The sequence below is a fragment of the Rhizobium sp. NLR22b genome (assembly GCF_019685295.1).
Taxonomy (GTDB): domain Bacteria; phylum Pseudomonadota; class Alphaproteobacteria; order Rhizobiales; family Rhizobiaceae; genus Rhizobium.
In genome coordinates, this window is sequence record NZ_JABDWM010000003.1 from 94,035 (window position 1) to 106,669 (window position 12,635).

At 61.1% G+C, this 12,635-nt stretch carries 12 protein-coding genes; 5 read left to right on the top strand and 7 right to left on the bottom strand.

Annotated elements, in window-relative coordinates; genetic code table 11:
- Positions 1 to 34 precede the first annotated feature (34 nt).
- Positions 35 to 1,012 carry a phosphodiester glycosidase family protein gene (locus HJC00_RS06605; RefSeq protein ID WP_210629804.1) on the top strand — a complete coding sequence of 326 codons (978 nt, stop codon included), beginning with the start codon at positions 35 to 37 and terminating at the stop codon, positions 1,010 to 1,012.
- 97 nt (positions 1,013 to 1,109) lie between these two features.
- Here HJC00_RS06605 and cysE read toward each other — a convergent pair whose 3' ends face one another.
- The 4 genes from cysE to HJC00_RS06625 all read right to left on the bottom strand — a co-directional run bounded on the left by cysE (position 1,110) and on the right by HJC00_RS06625 (position 5,253).
- Positions 1,110 to 1,931, bottom strand: coding sequence for a serine O-acetyltransferase (cysE, locus tag HJC00_RS06610; RefSeq protein WP_221154516.1), 822 nt, complete (start codon positions 1,929 to 1,931; stop codon positions 1,110 to 1,112).
- Positions 1,932 to 2,250: 319 nt separating this feature from the next.
- A complete protein-coding gene (locus HJC00_RS06615; RefSeq protein WP_221163786.1) occupies positions 2,251 to 3,240 on the bottom strand; it encodes a WD40 repeat domain-containing protein in 990 nt (329 codons plus the stop codon).
- Positions 3,240 to 4,319: a GTP-binding protein gene (locus HJC00_RS06620; RefSeq protein ID WP_221146387.1), complete on the bottom strand. Its 1,080-nt coding sequence runs from the start codon at positions 4,317 to 4,319 to the stop codon at positions 3,240 to 3,242. The genes HJC00_RS06615 and HJC00_RS06620 overlap by 1 nt, the downstream gene beginning before the upstream one ends.
- A gap of 145 nt (positions 4,320 to 4,464) precedes the next feature.
- On the bottom strand, positions 4,465 to 5,253 hold the full coding sequence (locus tag HJC00_RS06625; protein ID WP_210629808.1) for a creatininase family protein: 789 nt from the start codon (positions 5,251 to 5,253) through the stop codon (positions 4,465 to 4,467).
- 85 nt (positions 5,254 to 5,338) lie between these two features.
- Here HJC00_RS06625 and HJC00_RS06630 point away from each other — a divergent pair, with 85 nt between their 5' ends.
- The 3 genes from HJC00_RS06630 (at position 5,339) to HJC00_RS06640 (ending at position 7,986) form a co-directional block, all read left to right on the top strand.
- On the top strand, positions 5,339 to 5,851 hold the full coding sequence (locus tag HJC00_RS06630; RefSeq protein WP_210629809.1) for a MarR family winged helix-turn-helix transcriptional regulator: 513 nt from the start codon (positions 5,339 to 5,341) through the stop codon (positions 5,849 to 5,851).
- A 119-nt stretch (positions 5,852 to 5,970) separates the two neighbouring features.
- The gene (locus HJC00_RS06635; protein ID WP_020922290.1) at positions 5,971 to 6,993 is read left to right on the top strand and encodes a LacI family DNA-binding transcriptional regulator; all 1,023 of its coding nucleotides are present in this window, start codon (positions 5,971 to 5,973) and stop codon (positions 6,991 to 6,993) included.
- 27 nt (positions 6,994 to 7,020) lie between these two features.
- A complete protein-coding gene (locus HJC00_RS06640; RefSeq protein ID WP_221163787.1) occupies positions 7,021 to 7,986 on the top strand; it encodes a 2-hydroxyacid dehydrogenase in 966 nt (321 codons plus the stop codon).
- 92 nt (positions 7,987 to 8,078) lie between these two features.
- Here the strand turns inward: HJC00_RS06640 and HJC00_RS06645 are convergent, their stop codons facing one another.
- Positions 8,079 to 8,858 carry a gamma-glutamyl-gamma-aminobutyrate hydrolase family protein gene (locus HJC00_RS06645; RefSeq protein ID WP_221163788.1) on the bottom strand — a complete coding sequence of 260 codons (780 nt, stop codon included), beginning with the start codon at positions 8,856 to 8,858 and terminating at the stop codon, positions 8,079 to 8,081.
- Positions 8,859 to 9,147: 289 nt separating this feature from the next.
- Here HJC00_RS06645 and HJC00_RS06650 point away from each other — a divergent pair, with 289 nt between their 5' ends.
- Positions 9,148 to 10,254 (top strand): TRAP transporter substrate-binding protein, encoded by a 1,107-nt coding sequence (locus HJC00_RS06650; RefSeq protein ID WP_210629812.1) that lies wholly within the window; start codon positions 9,148 to 9,150, stop codon positions 10,252 to 10,254.
- 81 nt (positions 10,255 to 10,335) lie between these two features.
- On the opposite strand, the gene HJC00_RS06655 is transcribed toward HJC00_RS06650, so the two are convergent.
- The gene (locus HJC00_RS06655) at positions 10,336 to 11,829 is read right to left on the bottom strand and encodes a TRAP transporter large permease subunit (RefSeq protein WP_221146390.1); all 1,494 of its coding nucleotides are present in this window, start codon (positions 11,827 to 11,829) and stop codon (positions 10,336 to 10,338) included.
- Between the two features lie 20 nt (positions 11,830 to 11,849).
- Positions 11,850 to 12,389, bottom strand: a complete 540-nt coding sequence (locus HJC00_RS06660; RefSeq protein WP_221163789.1) for a TRAP transporter small permease subunit — start codon at positions 12,387 to 12,389, stop codon at positions 11,850 to 11,852.
- Positions 12,390 to 12,635 lie beyond the last annotated feature (246 nt).

The following is a 12,635-nucleotide window of genomic DNA, read 5'->3' on the forward strand; positions in this document are numbered from 1 at the left end:
TACTGAACCCGACTATTTGCTCATAGAGAATTTGATGTCAGTAATTCGCAAGCTCCTATTCGGGCTGACGGCAGCTTTTGTCGTTATGATTGTTGTCGGCGCCGGTTGGCTCTGGCAGGTCGCCGGCGTTTATGGGTTCAACACGATATTGCGCCGTGGCGGAACCTACTGGATCACCGTTAAGCCTGACGATGAGCGGCTATCGGCCTCGATGCAATTGGCGTTGAAGAGCCCGGTTCCGGCCGTGCAGCCGGGATCGCTGGCCTGGCAAGAACCTGAAATTGGCTTCGAGGTGGCGGAGCTGCCGGTGCTTGCCAATGGTCGTGAAGTCGATCGCATTTTCCTCAGCAGAATTGATCCGGCGCGCTTCCGCTTCGTCGTCCACAATGCGTCACAGGGTGTTAAGGGCATTGACGAATGGGAACATGCCTTGCCCAAGGCCGTGCTGATCGTCAATGGCAGCTACTACGACATGCATGGCCGGCCCGACACGCCCTTCATCAGTGAGGGTGTAGCGATGGGTCCCCAGCAGTATGATGCGAAGGCAGGCGCCTTCATCGCGGACGCTGCCTCCGCCGACATCCGTGACCTGACCCATCAAGATTGGGGAAGCGCCTTCGCCGGGGCGACGAATGCGATGGTTTCTTATCCGCTCCTGATCGGCGACGATGGTCAGACTCATGTGAATGTGAAAAGCCGCTGGCTGGCCAATCGAACCTTTGTCGCCAAGGATGGCTCAGATCGCATCGTGATCGGCACGACGAAGGAGGCGTTCTTTTCTCTCGATCGGTTGGCGGAATTTCTCAAGGCGTCGCCACTTGATCTCAAGGTCGCCCTTAACCTTGACGGCGGACCCCTCGCGCACCGCAGCGTTCGGCTGAACGGGTATAGCCAGAAATTTTATGCGCGATGGGAGGCGCAGGTCGAGGATGACAACGTCAAATTGCTACGTTGGCCGATTCTTCAGGCCACTTGGGCCATGCCGATGGTTTTGACGGTCGAGCGGAGATAGTTTGAGGGCAAAGCCGCAAGAACAATACCTGTCGTCTCCGCCGGCATTCGAGCTCCGTCGTCACATCGCAATCGATTCATCGATCGGAGGATTTGCGCTAAATATTCTGATCCATCGTCTCGGCCGGGATCTCATCGCCGCGATGGATACGAACGACAGCGGCCGGCACGCCGGCGACCGTGCAATGTTCGGGAACCGGCTTCAGCACGACGCTGCCGGCGGCGATTTTGCTGAAGGCGCCGATTTCGATATTGCCGAGTATCTTGGCGCCGGCGCCGATCATCACGCCGTGGCGGATCTTCGGATGACGGTCGCCCGTCTCTTTGCCGGTGCCGCCTAGCGTGACGTTCTGGAGGATCGACACTTCGTCCTCGATGACAGCCGTTTCACCGATGACGATGCCCGAGCCATGGTCGAGCATGATGGCGGCGCCGATCCGTGCTGCCGGATGGATATCGGGGCCGAAGACCAGCGAGGCCAGATTGGCGAGCCAGGTGGCAATCTCCGGGCGGCCGCCGTTCCAGAGCGCATGGGCGATGCGATGGGTCTGCAGCGCATGGAAGCCTTTGAGGTTCAGAAGCGCGTGCAGAAACGTCGTGCAGGCCGGGTCGCGCTCGCGTACGGCGGCGAGATCGGCCTCGACTTTCCGCATGATGTCGTCATCAAGCGCAGACAGGATGAGATCGAACAGATCGCCTGTTTCAACTTGCGCCACCGCGAGCCGCGCGGCTAGCACGCGGGCGAGGATCTCATGGCTGCCGGCAGCGTCCGTCACCTGCTCGGCAAGCAGCCGCCGCAATATCGGCTCGCGCGTCGCAAGCTCGTTCGCCTCGGCGCGGATCACGGCCCAGACGGCGGATACGCTATCGAGGGACTGAGCCTGTGGCTCGGCCAAACCGAGGCCGGTCGACTCCGGCATTGGCGTTTCCTCCGTCCGTCACGCCCAGGTGATCGCTGCGCGGATTTTTATGTTTCCTCTGGCCAAGACAGTGGCAAGCCCGATATTCTAAAGCCTTGGCATCCGATCTTCTAGCCAGTTCGTTCAGGCAGGCGTCGGCTTCGGAAGCCGGCGCGCGAATGAAAGAGCACGTCAGGCTCTTCTTTCCCAGGCGTCTGCAGCGGGCAGCGGCTCCCACAGAGTGACAGGCCGAATCCTTACCGCCGCTCGTAGTTGGTCGGCGCCAAGTGCGACGATTTTAGGTTCCGTCAAGGCATCGGCCATTGCGGGTAACGCAGCCTCATGCCGAAATGTCGACGACACCGCAATCGCCGGCTTCCGAGGCGAACGCAAGCAGCTTGCCGTCCCTGCTCCAGCTCATCGCCGTGATCGCGCCCTTGCCGGGGCGGCGAAGCAGCGCTTCCTTGCTGTCGGCGATGCGCACAGCCAGGATCATCCCATCGACGAAGCCGATGGCAAGGATATCCTCCAGCGGATGGAACTTCACCGACGTCGCCATGATGTTGGCGCGAGTGCCGAGCTCCAGCGGCGCCTTTCCCATCGGCCCGTCCTTGCCCTGGAACGGCCAGACGATGGCCGCCGGCGCGCCCGAGGAGGCGAGCCATTTGCCCTTGACCGACCAGGAGAGGGATTTCACCTTGGAGGGGTAGCCGGTCATGCGCATGTGCCGGGCTTCCGCGCCGGGTTTGCTGTCGAGCTTCCAGCCATGCAAGGCGTTTTCCTGCATCGAGGTGACGAGGAAATTGCCGTCAGGCGAGAAGGTCACGCCGGTATGCGCACCCTTCCATTCGAGATCGACCGGTTTGGCGTTCATGCCGACCCAGTGGAGCGACACGCCATTGTAACGGGCGGCGGCGATGCGCAGACCCTTCGGCGCGAAGGCGATTCCTTCGACGGTGCGCTCCTCAGCGAATTCCTTGGTCGTGCCGTCGGCAAGACGCACGAGCGAACTCTTGCCGTAGGAATAGGCGATGGCGCCTTGCGGGCCGGCCGCGACCTGAGAAATCCACTTGCGCGGCGCGGTCGCGAGCTCGCTGACGCTGCCGTCGGCGGCGATGCGCAGGACCTTGCCATCCTCGCCGCCGGAGATCAGGCTTTCGCTGTAGGGATCGCGGATCGCGGTGAGCATGCCCTGATGGGCCTCTGAAACCTTCTCGCCGCCATCCAGCCGGTGAAACGTACCGTTTGCGCTTGCGAAGAAGGGGACATCACCCAAAAATTCGACGGCCAGAACGTGGCCGTCGAGATCAAGCGGCGCAACTGTCGGCATCAGGCGGCTGCCTCGCAGGCCTTGAAGGAAGCCTCGAGTTTTTCGCGGTCGAGATCGCGGCCGATGAAGACGAGACGGCTTTCATGCTTCTCGCCATCCTTCCACGGACGCTGGTGATCACCCTCGATGATCATGTGTACGCCCTGGACGACGTAACGCTGGGGATCGTCCTTGAATGCGATGATGCCCTTGAGGCGAAGAATGTTCGGGCCTTGCACCTGGGTGACTTTCTGAATCCACGGGAAGAAGCGCTCCGGATTCATCTCGCCGCCGCGCAGCGACACCGACTGCACCGTCACATCATGGATCGCCGACATCGCACCATGATGGTGATGGTCGTGATCATGGCCATGATCGTGATGGTGGTGGTCGTGATCATGATCGCAATCCGGGCCGCAGACGTGGTCGTCATGGCCGTGTTCCAGGAAATGCGGATCGTTTTCGAGCGCGCGCTCCAGGTTGAAGGCGCCCTGATCGAGCACGCGGGCGAGATCGACGCCGGAGCGGCTGGTCTTGTAGACGCGGGCGGCCGGGTTGATGGCGCGGACGATGTCTTCGATCACATCGAGCTCTTCCGGGGTAACGAGGTCGCTCTTGTTGATGACGACGACGTCGGCGAAGGCGATCTGGTCTTCGGCCTCACGGCTGTCCTTCAGGCGCAGCGGCAGGTGCTTGGCGTCGACGAGGGCGATGACGGCGTCGAGCTCGGTCTTGGCGCGAACGTCGTCGTCCATGAAGAAGGTCTGGGCGACCGGTACCGGATCGGCGAGACCTGTCGTCTCGACGATGATGCCGTCGAAACGGCCGGGGCGGCGCATCAGGCCCTCGACGACACGGATCAGGTCGCCGCGCACCGTGCAACAGACGCAGCCGTTGTTCATCTCGTAGATTTCTTCATCCGACTCGACGATCAGGTCGTTGTCGATGCCGATTTCGCCGAACTCGTTGACGATGACCGCGTATTTCTTGCCGTGGTTTTCGGAGAGGATGCGGTTGAGCAAGGTCGTCTTTCCCGCACCGAGATAACCGGTGAGCACAGTGACGGGAATAGGCTTCTGGGTGGAGATCGCGTCGGTCATGAGAACCTCTAAATTAGGCGTACGGCCGAGCGGCTAGGGATCGGCCGCTTGAACGGTTGGTCTCATATAATGGCATGGGCACGGCAGTTCAAAGGATTTTATATGTTATAAGATCACGTTGCCGGCCGATGCGGATGATCCCTCTTCAACTCAGTGCGCTGACGTCGAAGGCATCGACATCCTCCAACAATTCCACCAACCCCTTCACCGCATGGGCAATCAGCGCCTCGCCCTTTTCAGCCGTCGCAGCCGCGGCATTGCCCGCCACGCCTTGTTCATTGATATCCGACATCTTCCAGCCGAAGGCATGCGGGCCGTAGGCGCGCAGGTGCTTGAAGCGGGTGGCGAATTCCGTCTGCCGCGAGGGAAAATCCTCAGCCTTTGCCATGTCTACCTTGTCGGGGTGAAGCGCCAGCATCACCGAGGTCTCGATATCGCCGCCATGGATGCCGATCGCCTTTTCTGCCAGTGGGATCACGCCATCCGGCAGGCCGAAGCGGGTCCAGCTCGTCGCTACCGCCAGCATGGCAAAGCGGACCCGCGCCTCGGTCGCGACGACTGATATCAGAGGCGAATTGCCGCCATGGGCGTTCAGCATCACGAATTTGCGAATGTCTCTCTTCGCCAACCCTTCGGCAATGCCGAGCCAGCGGTTGACCGCTTCTTCGAAGGCGAGCGTCTTCGTTCCTTCAACATCCATATGCTCTATGGAATATCCGACCGATTCGGCGGGCAGGAAGGTAACGGGTAGGCCGGCGGGCAGGGCCATCTTCAATCGTCCGGCGATGCCTTCGGCAATCAGCGTGTCCGTTTCGAAGGGCAAGTGAGGGCCGTGCTGCTCGTGGGCGCCAAGCGGCAGTACGGCGATCGGATGGCGCCCGGCAGGGGCGCAGACCGAGCCGCTGTCCTCGAAACGGGGCGAAGGCGTCATCATCCGGTCGTTGCCTCTTGTTTATGACGAGATCATGGGCAATGTCATAGCGCAGTGGCGTCGGGGCTTAAAGATCAAAGGGATGGCTATGGGAAAGAAGCATAAGGACGGCAAGAAGAGCAAGTCCAAGAAGAAGGACCAGACGGAGTACACGCTCGTCGATCTTTCTCCGGCGCTCACCCAGGCGGCCCGTTCCATGCGCACGGTGCTCTCGCGCAACCTGTTCGAAAGCGGTCTCTATGCCGGCCAGGACGGCGTCATTCTCTCGCTTGCCGAGAGCGACGGCATGACAGCGGGCGGTCTTGCGCAAAAGCTCGGCGTGAAAGCGCCGACGATGACGCGCACAATCGGTCGCATGGAGGCGCAGGGGTTTCTCGAGCGCAAGCCCGATGCCGAGGATGCACGCCTCACCAAGGTCTATCTCACTGCGCTGGGCCGTGACAGCGTGCGGGCGATCGAGATGGCGGCCTCGGCCTGCGACAGGCTGGCGACGCAGGAATTTTCAGAAAAGGAAATCCGCAATCTGGTTCGTCTGCTGAAGGCGATCGACGCCAATCTGCAGGCCGAAGCGCAGGCCATCGAAGAGCCGGACGAAGACTGAAATTTCCCCTGAAAGACGAATTGCCTCCGCCGGTTAAATCTTTTAATTAAACATTTTAAGGGCGGCGCCGTTTCCGGCGTGGTCTCTTGCTGCCTTGCGTGCTGCCTGGAGGAGGACACGTGGTCCAGAAGATCAAGCTTTCGACAATCGCCGAGACGCTCGGCATCTCAACGGCGACCGTGTCGCTCGCCTTGCGCGACAGTCCGCTCGTCGCCGGCAATACGCGGGAGAAGATCAAGGAGCAGGCGCGCGCGCTCGGCTATATCTACAATCGCCGCGCCGCCAGCCTGCGCACCTCGCGCTCGGGCATCATCGGCGTCGTCGTCCACGATATCATGAACCCATTTTACGGGGAGATTCTGAAGGCGATCGAAAGCGAGCTCGATCGCAGCCGTCACACCTTCATTCTTTCCAACCATTACGACAATGTCGAAAAGCAGCGCACCTTCATCGAGACGCTGCTGCAGCTCGGCGGCGACGGCGTCATCATGTCTCCAGCAATCGGTACGCCGCCGGAAGATCTGCAACTGGCGGAAGAGAACGGCATGCCGGCGATCCTGGTCGCCCGCTCGATGGACGGTCTGGAGCTGCCGACCTATCGCGGTGACGACAGCTATGGCATCTCGCTCGCCACCAACCACCTGATCGGTCTCGGTCACCGCTCAATCGCCATGATCGGCGGTACGGACCAGACATCCACCGGCCGCGACCGCTACCAGGGCTATGTCAATGCCCTGCGCAAGGCGGGCATCGAAGTCGATCCGAACCTGCGCATTCCCGGGCCCCGCTCGAAGCAGGGCGGTTTCGAGGCGGCGGTACATTTCCTCTCGCTGCCGCAGAAACCGACGGCGGCCGTCTGCTGGAACGACCTCGTCGCGATTGGTCTGATGAACGGCATTGCCCGCGCCGGCCTGGTGCCGGGCCGGGATATTTCCGTTACCGGTTATGACGATCTCGAGGAGGCCTCGATCGCCACGCCGGCGCTGACAACCGTCTGGAACGGCCAGACCGAAGTCGGCCGCCTGGCTGCGCGCGCGCTTCTCGATCGTCTTGCCGGCAGCCACGAACCGGATGGCATGCATCTCATCAAGCCGGAAATGCGCATCCGCCAGTCGACCAGTCCCCATCGGCCCCGCGCCTGAACCAGCCCCCGTCCAAGAGGAAAAGCCATGTCCCGCATCGCCATTCTCGTTCCTGGGAAGATACACGAGCGTGTTCTCGAAAGGCTGAAGGATCGTTTTGAGATCATCGCTGTCACCCGCGAGGAAAAGCTAGCGCTCGACAGCGACACCGCCGGCCGCATCCGCGGCGTCGCCGTCTCCGGCGCTTTTCCCGGCGCCTGGATGGACCAGTTGCCTGACGTCGAGGTGATCGCCAGTTTCGGCGTCGGTTATGACGGCATCGATGTGAAGCGTGCGGCGGAAAAGGGTATCGTCGTCACCAATACGCCAGACGTTCTGAACGACGAGGTTGCTGATACGGCGATCGGCCTGCTCCTGAACACCATTCGCGAGCTGCCGCGGGCCGAAGCCTGGCTGCGTCAGGGCAATTGGAAGCCGGGCACGGCTTATCCGCTGTCACGCTTTTCGCTCAAGGGCCGTCATGTCGGGCTCTACGGCCTTGGCCGCATCGGCGTCGAGATCGCTAAACGGCTGGAGCCGTTCAAGGTGAAGATCAGTTATCACACGCGTTCGCGCCATCCGGATGCACCGTATGATTATCACCCGACGTTGAAGGGATTGGCGGAGGCGGTGGACACGCTGATCGCCATCGTTCCGAAAACGCCGCAGACGCATAAGACGATCGATGCCGATATCCTGGCCGCTCTCGGTCCGAACGGAATTCTCGTCAATGTCGGCCGCGGCTGGACGGTTGACGAAGAGGCGCTGAGTGCCGCCCTCGCATCAGGCGCGCTCGGTGCGGCCGGCCTCGACGTCTTTTACGAAGAGCCGAGCGTCCCATCCGGCCTGCTGGAAGCGGCCAATGCCGTGCTGCTGCCGCACGTTGCTTCGGCCTCCGCGCCCACGCGCATGGCAATGGCCGATCTGGTCGCCGACAATCTCGTCGCCTGGTTCGAGGAGGGGGCGGCGCTGACGCCGGTGCCGGAGACACCGCAAAAGGCGAAGCGAGACTGAGTTCGGCTGCCTCAGAGATACCATGCGTGCTTGAGGACGCACAAAGGACGCTCGTGCTTTCCGGAAATCGGCACCGACGGTTGGCCGATGCGCTAGGCGATCGCCTGCGCGGCGACAACCGCCAGTTTTCTGGCGGCGTAGCTGCGGACGGCGTCGCCGAAGGCGGCAAACAGCTTGTTCGACGCCTTGTCGGTTTCGGCCCAATATTCCGGATGCCATTGTACGCCGACGGCGAAGGCCCGGGCATCGATAACGGATACTGCCTCCACCGTGCCGTCTTCGGCGGTGGCTTCCACCTGCAGGCGCGGTGCGGTTCTGGCGATCGCCTGGCGATGCAGCGAATTCACGCGGATATCGCCCGGGCCGAGAATGCCTGATATGCAGGAGCCTTCCTTGACATGGACGGTCTGGCGGATGGCATACATGCCGTCACGGTCGACGCCCTCCGGCCGGCGATGGTCCCAGATGCCGGGCTGCTCATGGATCTCGCTTGCCAGCGAGCCGCCGAGAGCGACGTTCAGTTCCTGAATGCCGCGGCAGATGGCAAGCAGTGGGATGGCGCGGTCGATGGCGCGGCGAATGAGCGGCAGGCTGGTGGCGTCGCGCGCCGGGTCGAAGGGGCCGTCCCGGTCGGTCGCCTCGGCGCCGTAAAGCGAGGGATGCACATTGCTGGCCGAGCCTGATACCAGCAGACCATCGACGCGGTCGAGCACCACGTCGGGATCATAGCCTGCCTCGAAGGCGGGGATCACGAAGGCCATGACGCCGGCCGCATTCAATGCGGCACTGAGATATTGATGCTGTACGGCATGCCAGGTCGCGCCGTCGAAGCTGCGGATATCGGCAGGAATGGCAATGATCGGTTTCGTCATCTTTGCACCGGTAAAATCTTCTGCTCGTCGTTTTTGCCGCCAGAACGGTCGTGAAGTCAACGCCTGGCTTTGTCCGACGACCAATTGCGCCGCAAACGGCGTCGCGGTTCCGGCGCCCGCGCTAAGCTGCTGATTTTGATGGGCGCCGCGCGCGCTCCCTATTGCTATCCTGATGCCAAAGGCTAATAGACTAAAGCTTGAATCGCGGCCCCCTCCATGCTTAGCTCTGCCCTCGCTGCGGGTAGGGATGGATTGGCCGCGCAGTGCCATCTATACGGGAGGTTTTTTGATGGATCGTCGTTCGTTTTTCAAGAAGGCGGGAACCGCCGGCGCCGGAGCGGTTGCCGCAACGGCGCTGGCAGCGCCTGCGATCGCGCAGGAGAATCCGAAGATCGCATGGCGTATGACGTCATCCTTTCCGAAGAGCCTGGACACGATCTATGGCGGTGCGGAAGACATCGCCAAGCATGTTGCCGCCGCCACCGACGGTAATTTCACGATCCAGCCTTTCGCGGCCGGTGAAGTCGTGCCGGGCCTGCAGGCTGTCGATGCGGTGGCCGCAGGGACCGTCGAGGCAGCACACACCACCTCCTATTATTTCGTCGGCAAGGATCCGGCCTATGCCTTCGGAACAGCCATCCCGTTTGGATTGAACAGCCGCCTGACCAATGCCTGGTTCTACGAGGGCAATGGCAATACGCTGATGAACGAGTTCTACGCCACACAGGGCATGTATGCCCTGCCGGCCGGCAATACCGGCGCGCAGATGGGCGGCTGGTTCCGCAAGGAGATCAATACGCTTGACGATCTGAAGGGTGTGAAGATGCGCATTGCCGGCCTTGCCGGACGCATCATGGAGAAAGTCGGCGTCGTCCCGCAGCAGATCGCCGGCGGCGACATCTACCCGGCGCTCGAAAAGGGCACGATCGATGCGGCCGAGTTCGTCGGTCCCTATGACGACCTGAAGCTCGGCTTCCACAAGGTGGCGAAATACTACTATTACCCGGGCTGGTGGGAAGGTGGCCCGACGGTGCACGCCTTCTTCAACCTGGAAAAGTGGAGCAACCTGCCGAAGCACTATCAGGCAGCGCTCGCCGACGCCTGCGCCTTCGCCAACACCAACATGCTGGCGAAATACGACATGAAGAATCCGACGGCGCTGAAACAGCTCGTTGCGGAGGGTGCGACGTTGCGCCCCTTCAGCCAGGAGATCATGGAAGCCTGCTTCCAGGCGGCAATGGGCATCTACGGCGAAATTTCGGCCAACAACCAGTATTTCAAGAAGATCTACGAGGACCAGACCGCCTTCAAGCGCGACGCCTATCTCTGGATGCAGCTTTCGGAATACACCTTCGATACATTCATGATGATCCAGCAGCGGGCCGGGAAGCTTTAGGCTTTCCACGACCGACATCGACGCTTTAGGCGAATGCAAGAAAAACCCCGGATCATTGATCCGGGGTTTGTTTTTGTTTGGCTATTTGGCTGGCGCCGGCGGGGCGCCCGGCAGGCCGTTCAGCGGCGGCAGGGTCAGGCCCGGAATCTGCGGCGAGCCGTTGCCCCCGCCGCCCACCGGGGGCAGGCCGAGCTGGCCGCCGAAGCCGGGGACTTCGATCTTGATCGAGTTCGGATCGACCTTGGGGCCATGATCCAGCCAGTAGGTGACCGACTGCGGCCAGAAAATCACGATCGCCACGAGGATGATCTGCATGCCGACCCAGGGAAGGGCGCCCATGTAGATATCCGAGGTCTTGACGTCCTTGCTGGCGATCGAGCGGAGGTAGAAGAGCGCAAAGCCGAAGGGCGGATGCATGAAGCTGGTCTGCATGTTGACGCAGATCAGCACGCCGAACCAGATCAGGTCGATCCCAAGACTGGAGGCTACGGGGGCGAGCATCGGGATGACGATGAAGGCAATCTCGAAGAAATCGAGAAAGAAGGCGAGCACGAAGATGAAGATGTTGACGAAGATCAGGAAACCGACCGGGCCGCCGGGAATCCCCGACAGCATGTGCTCGATCCAGCGCGAACCATCCATGCCCTGGAAGACCAGGCTGAAGCAGGTGGAGCCGATCAGGATCATCACCACCATCGACGTAATATGGGTGGTCGATGTCATTGCTTCGCGGATCAGCGGCCAGGTAAGACGGCGGTTCATGGCTGCCAGGGCCATGGCGCCGACGACGCCGAGCGCGCCGGCTTCCGTCGGCGTCGCAAGACCCATGAAGATCGTACCGAGCACGAGAAAGATCAGCACGATCGAGGGCACCATGCCCATCAGCACCCTCGCTAAAAGCGCCCAGTTGAAGTCACCGCGCACCTCTTTCGGCAGCGGCGGCATCGATTTCGGCTGGATGATCGACATCACCAGGATGAAGAGCACGAAAATCGTCACCTGCAGGATCGAGGGGCCGATGGCGCCGAGATACATGTCGCCGACCGATCTGCCGAGCTGGTCGGCGAGGACGACGAGCACGAGCGAGGGCGGGATCACCTGGGTGATTGTACCCGAAGCGGCAATGACGCCGGTGGCAAGGCGCGGGCTGTAGCCATAACGCAGCATGATCGGCAGCGAGATCACCCCCATGGTAATGACGGAGGCGGCTACCGTGCCGGTGATGGCGCCGAGCACGGCGCCGACGAGGATGACCGCATAGGCGAGGCCGCCAGGAACGCCGCCGAAGAGCTTGCCGGTGCCTTCGAGCAGATCCTCGGCAAGGCCGCAGCGTTCTAATATCGCCCCCATGAAGGTGAAGAAGGGAATGGCGAGCAAGAGGTCGTTGGAGACGATGCCGAAAAAGCGCAGCGGCAGCGCTTGCAGAAAGGCTTCGCTGAAATGACCGGTGACGATGCCGATGATGCCGAAGAACAGGCCGACGGCGGCGAGTGAAAAGGCGACCGGAAAGCCATAGAGCATGAAGATGACCATGCCCAGGAACATGGCCGGCGGAATGATGCCGAAATCAAACAAATCCGTTCCTCCCGGGAGCGCTACTGCAGCGGCTTTTCGTATTTGGTGTCGATGCTGATGTGGCCGCTCAGCGCCGCGATCCGTTTGATCAGCTCGGAAACGCCCTGGAGGGAAAGCAGCGCGAAGCCGGCGACGAGGATCAGCTTGACGGGCCAGCGGATCAGCCCACCGGCATTGCCCGATATTTCTCCATGCCGATAGGAAAGCGCGAAGAAAGGCCAGCAGAGCCAGGTGAGGAACACGCAGACGGGAATGAGGAACAGGATGAGGCCGACGATGTCGATCCAGATCTTCGCCTTGTCGGACACTGCGCCATAAATCAGGTCAACACGAACGTGCTCATTGTTGCGCAGCGCATGCGAGGCGCCGAGCATGACGACGAAGGCGAAGAGGTACCACTGGATCTCAAGCCAACCGTTCGAACTGTAGTTGAAGGTGTAGCGGACGATGGCATTACCGGCGCTGATGAGACAGCAGAACAGGACCATATATTCGGAAAGTTTGCCCATGATCCGACTGACCGAATCAATCAGCCGGCTTGCCGCCAGAAGTCTCGACATTCGTTTCCCTTGTTCTTGTCCTGCCATTTTTCGGCAGCTTTCCCTCTTTGGAATCGGTGTAGACCACGGCTTTTGAAATTGGAAGGATAAATGCTTCGCGTTAGAGCATAGTCTAAGTCGCAACGGGCGGTCTGTATGGTTCGCCGATGTTTTAACAACCCAGGCGTGGATAAATTATTTTCCAGTTCTCGCCAGGAGGATGCATTATCTCGCGTAAGCTGTGGTGTTCATCCGTTGGTTTTAGAA

Excerpts from the sequence above, each read along its gene's own strand:
- HJC00_RS06615 (WP_221163786.1), bottom strand. The coding sequence starts at position 3,240 with ATGCCGACAGTTGCGCCGCTTGATCTCGACGGCCACGTTCTGGCCGTC.
- HJC00_RS06605 (WP_210629804.1), top strand. The coding sequence starts at position 35 with ATGTCAGTAATTCGCAAGCTCCTATTCGGGCTGACGGCAGCTTTTGTC.
- cysE (WP_221154516.1), bottom strand. The coding sequence starts at position 1,931 with ATGCCGGAGTCGACCGGCCTCGGTTTGGCCGAGCCACAGGCTCAGTCC.
- HJC00_RS06640 (WP_221163787.1), top strand. The coding sequence starts at position 7,021 with ATGTCCCGCATCGCCATTCTCGTTCCTGGGAAGATACACGAGCGTGTT.
- HJC00_RS06660 (WP_221163789.1), bottom strand. The coding sequence starts at position 12,389 with ATGTCGAGACTTCTGGCGGCAAGCCGGCTGATTGATTCGGTCAGTCGG.
- HJC00_RS06650 (WP_210629812.1), top strand. The coding sequence starts at position 9,148 with ATGGATCGTCGTTCGTTTTTCAAGAAGGCGGGAACCGCCGGCGCCGGA.
- HJC00_RS06625 (WP_210629808.1), bottom strand. The coding sequence starts at position 5,253 with ATGATGACGCCTTCGCCCCGTTTCGAGGACAGCGGCTCGGTCTGCGCC.
- HJC00_RS06630 (WP_210629809.1), top strand. The coding sequence starts at position 5,339 with ATGGGAAAGAAGCATAAGGACGGCAAGAAGAGCAAGTCCAAGAAGAAG.
- HJC00_RS06645 (WP_221163788.1), bottom strand. The coding sequence starts at position 8,858 with ATGACGAAACCGATCATTGCCATTCCTGCCGATATCCGCAGCTTCGAC.
- HJC00_RS06620 (WP_221146387.1), bottom strand. The coding sequence starts at position 4,319 with ATGACCGACGCGATCTCCACCCAGAAGCCTATTCCCGTCACTGTGCTC.